This is a genomic window from Streptomyces flavofungini, assembly GCF_041028215.1.
In the GTDB taxonomy this organism is placed as follows: domain Bacteria; phylum Actinomycetota; class Actinomycetes; order Streptomycetales; family Streptomycetaceae; genus Streptomyces; species Streptomyces flavofungini_B.
This window is the reverse complement of record NZ_JASKYR010000785.1, coordinates 1-3,505: the sequence shown is the minus strand read 5'-3', so window position 1 is coordinate 3,505 and position 3,505 is coordinate 1. Positions and strand designations below refer to the sequence as shown.

Here is a 3,505-nt window from a genome sequence, read left to right as displayed (position 1 = left end):
GCCCGCGCCCGTGGCGACCAGGACGACACCCTGGGCGCCCGCCTGGACCGCCGTCTCCAGGAGCAGCGGGTCGGCGTCGACGTGGTGCATCACCATGTCGATGCGCGGCAGCGACACCGCGGCGGGCAGCGGCAGCGGGGCGGGACGCTCGGGCCGGTGCAGTATCGACACCTTGCCGAAGCCGACCTTGCCCACCCGCGGCCCCGAGGGGTCGGCGAAGGCGTCGGCGGCGAGGGTCTGCGTCTTGACGGTGCCGCGCGCGGCGTGCACCTTGCCGTCGAAGACGACGAGTACGCCCAGGTCACGGACGGTCGCGGCGGTGAGCAGCGCGTCGTAGAGATTGCCGGGTCCGTCGCCGTCGGTGGCGCCGAGCGGCTTCTGCGCCCCGGTGAAGACCACCGGGCGGGAGTCGTGGTGGTACAGGTCGAGCAGGAAGGCGGACTCCTCCAGGGTGTCCGTGCCGTGCGTGACGACGATGCCGTCGACCGCGGGATCGGCGAGCACCTCGTGCACGGTGCGCAGCAGGGTGAGCTGCTGGGCGGAGGTCAGCCGGGGGCTGTTCACGTTGAACAGGTCGATGACCTCGGAGGCTATGCCCTGGGGTATCGCGGCGGTGGCGAGCACCTCGCGGCCGGGGGCGTCGGCGGCGAAGCCGGTGCCCTGCCAGCGGCTGGCGATCGTGCCGCCGGTGCTGATGACGACGACCCGTCGTGCCTGCGCTTCCACGTCTGCGTACCTCCCTGGGATCACGAGGACCGTCAGCCCCCGGAGTGGTGGCCAGCCTCGTCGCGAGGATAGTTCGAACATCACGCAATGTGCTTGCCAAGATCCACCCCACGCGCAACATTCGAGGTGGATAATCGCGTCATGGACGAGATTGACCGCAATATCTTGCGCGAGCTACAGCGTGACGGCCGCCTGACCAACCAGGAGCTGGCCCAGCGGGTCGGCCTCAGCGCGTCCCCGTGCATGCGGCGGGTGCGCCAGCTGGAGGCGGACGGGGTGATCCAGGGGTACCGCGCCGTCGTCGACCCCGAGGCCGTGGGCCGGGGCTTCGAGGTGCTCGTCTCCATCGAGGTGCGGCGCGACCGCGGGACGGTCGAGGCGTTCGAGGCCGCGCTCCAGGACATCCCGGACGTCATCGAGGCGTACCGCCTGTTCGGCAGCCCCGGCTGTCTGTTGCGCATCGCCGTCGCGGACCTCGCCGCCTACGAGCGGCTCTGGATCGAGCGGCTCACGGCGCTCGCGGGCGTCACGGAGGTCAACTCGCAGATCATCATGAAGCGGATCAAGGAGCCGGAGGGGCTCCCGGTGGACGCGTAGGCCCGGACAGCTTGTTGGGGCCAGGTGCTTGTTATGGGCAGGGGCTTGTTGAGGTCGGGGACTTTGGTCCAGACCTATTGACGGCAGGTCCGTACCTGCCTAGCGTGACGCCTCGCACCACGCACGTCTCCTCGTCCCCCTCGCCTCCAGGGAGTCCAGCGTGTTCGGTCGGACGCTACGCCTGCTGGGGTCGGCCATCGCGCTGGCCTGTGTCGCACAACTACCGGCCGCCGCGGCGGCCCCCGCCGCTCCCCGGGCCGACACCTGCGCGGTGAAGTCGAAGCCCGCGGGGAAGGTCCTCCAGGGCTACTGGGAGAACTGGGACGGCGCCTCCAACGGCGTGCACCCGCCGTTCGGCTGGACGCCGATCACCGACTCCCGCATCCGCGAGCACGGCTACAACGTGATCAACGCCGCCTTCCCGGTGATCCGTTCGGACGGCACCGTCCTGTGGGAGGACGGCATGGACGCGACCGTGAAGGTCGCGACGCCCGCAGAGATGTGCCAGGCGAAGGCGGACGGCGCCACCATCCTGATGTCGATCGGCGGCGCGACGGCGGGGATCGACCTCAGCAACTCCGCCGTGGCCGACCGCTTCGTCGAGACGATCGTGCCGATCCTGAAGAAGTACAACTTCGACGGCATCGACATCGACATCGAGACGGGCCTCGTGGGCAGCGGCAACATCAACCAGCTCTCGCCCTCGCAGTCCAACCTCATCCGCATCATCGACGGCGTGCTCGCCAGGATGCCGTCGAACTTCGGCCTCACCATGGCGCCCGAGACGGCGTACGTCACCGGCGGCAGCGTCGTCTACGGCTCGATCTGGGGCGCTTACCTCCCGGTCATCAAGAAGTACGCGGACAACGGCCGCCTGTGGTGGCTGAACATGCAGTACTACAACGGCAGCATGTACGGCTGCTCCGGCGACTCCTACTCCGCGGGCACCGTCCAGGGCTTCACCAAGCAGACCGACTGCCTCAACAAGGGCCTGGTCATCCAGGGCACCACCATCAAGGTCCCCTACGACAAGCAGGTCCCCGGCCTCCCGGCCCAGCCTGGCGCGGGCGGCGGCTACATGTCCCCGAGCCTGGTCACCCAGGCGTGGAACACCTACAACGGCGCCCTGAAGGGCCTGATGACGTGGTCCATCAACTGGGACGGGTCGAAGGGGTGGACCTTCGGCGACAACGTCAAGCGGCTGCGGTAGCGGAGTCGGCGGCCCGCGTCACGGCGCGCCGGGCGGCGGCGGCCAGTGTCCGCCGGTCCGTCCCCCACAACGGGGCGTGCGCCGTGACGCCCACGGTCAGGGCCCTGGCGGCGGCCACCCGGCGCAGCGAGGCCGTGAAGTCCTCCTCGCCGAGGAAGGCGGCGGCGGTGCTCGCGGCGCCGCCCTGCCGGTAGGCGACCGTCACCGGGCGGACCGGCGCGCCCGCGTCGGCCGCCGTCTGGAAGACGGCCCGGCGGAAGCGCCCGCCCGCCTCGGAGCACCAGGTGGTCGCCTGGGGAAAGACGAGGACGGAGGTTCCGCCGCGCAGCACCTCCGCCAGTTCGGCCACCCTGCGCGGCAGGTGGCGCGGGCTGCCGTCGCGGTCGATGAAGTGGGTGCCCACCCGCCGGGCGAGCGGCCCGATCACCGGCCAGCGGCCCACCTCCCGCTTGGCGAGCACACTGACCGGCTCGACGGCGAGCAGGGCGATGACGTCGAGCCAGGAGATGTGGTTGGCGACGACGAGCGTGCCCGTGCCCGGGTGGCCGGACGCGCTGAGCCGCTCCGGGGCACCGGCCTCGAACCCCACGCCCAGCGCCCCGAGCACCGCCCGCGCCTCGCCCCGCAGGGTGCCGGGGTCGGCGAGCCGGCCGCCGCGCGCGGTGGCGCGGGTCAGGGTGTACGTCAGTGCCGCGTACCGCCGGGCGAGTTCGGCGAGCGGCACGCGCGGCTCGGGCTCGGCGACACAGCTCGCCGGGCAGCCGGGGTCGATCGACCAGGGACTCATCGCGTTCATCGCGCGTCCTCGCCGAGGAAGTACCTGCGGTGCCGTGCGCTGAGCCGCTCCATGTCCAGGAGCACGAAGAAGTCGGCGACACCGAACTCCGGGTCGTGGGCGGGGGCTCCGCACAGCCACGCGCCGAGCCGGAGGTAGCCGCGGAGCAGCGGCGGCAGGTCGGCGTAGGAGGGGCG

The 3,505-nt window shown here is 71.5% G+C and carries 4 protein-coding genes and 1 pseudogene; 2 read left to right on the top strand and 3 right to left on the bottom strand.

Going from position 1 to position 3,505, the window contains the following annotated elements:
- On the bottom strand, window positions 1-726 hold a 726-nt coding region (locus AB8Z36_RS34415), incomplete at its 3' end, for an asparaginase domain-containing protein (RefSeq protein WP_369217313.1).
- 141 nt (window positions 727-867) lie between these two features.
- Between AB8Z36_RS34415 and AB8Z36_RS34410 the strand changes: the two genes are divergently transcribed.
- Window positions 868-1,323, top strand: a complete 456-nt coding sequence (locus tag AB8Z36_RS34410; protein ID WP_369217312.1) for an Lrp/AsnC family transcriptional regulator — start codon at window positions 868-870, stop codon at window positions 1,321-1,323.
- A gap of 160 nt (window positions 1,324-1,483) precedes the next feature.
- Window positions 1,484-2,533, top strand: a complete 1,050-nt coding sequence (locus AB8Z36_RS34405) for a chitinase (RefSeq protein ID WP_369217311.1) — start codon at window positions 1,484-1,486, stop codon at window positions 2,531-2,533.
- On the opposite strand, the gene AB8Z36_RS34400 is transcribed toward AB8Z36_RS34405, so the two are convergent.
- Both AB8Z36_RS34400 and AB8Z36_RS34395 read right to left on the bottom strand, forming a co-directional pair.
- Window positions 2,517-3,329: a lysophospholipid acyltransferase family protein gene (locus tag AB8Z36_RS34400; RefSeq protein ID WP_369217310.1), complete on the bottom strand. Its 813-nt coding sequence runs from the start codon at window positions 3,327-3,329 to the stop codon at window positions 2,517-2,519. The two genes, AB8Z36_RS34405 and AB8Z36_RS34400, sit on opposite strands and share 17 nt — an antisense overlap.
- A pseudogene (locus AB8Z36_RS34395) lies at window positions 3,326-3,505 on the bottom strand (GNAT family N-acetyltransferase); the annotation flags it as partial. The gene AB8Z36_RS34400 and the pseudogene AB8Z36_RS34395, both read right to left, overlap by 4 nt.

Excerpts from the sequence above, each read along its gene's own strand:
- AB8Z36_RS34410 (WP_369217312.1), top strand. The coding sequence starts at position 868 with ATGGACGAGATTGACCGCAATATCTTGCGCGAGCTACAGCGTGACGGC.
- AB8Z36_RS34400 (WP_369217310.1), bottom strand. The coding sequence starts at position 3,329 with ATGAACGCGATGAGTCCCTGGTCGATCGACCCCGGCTGCCCGGCGAGC.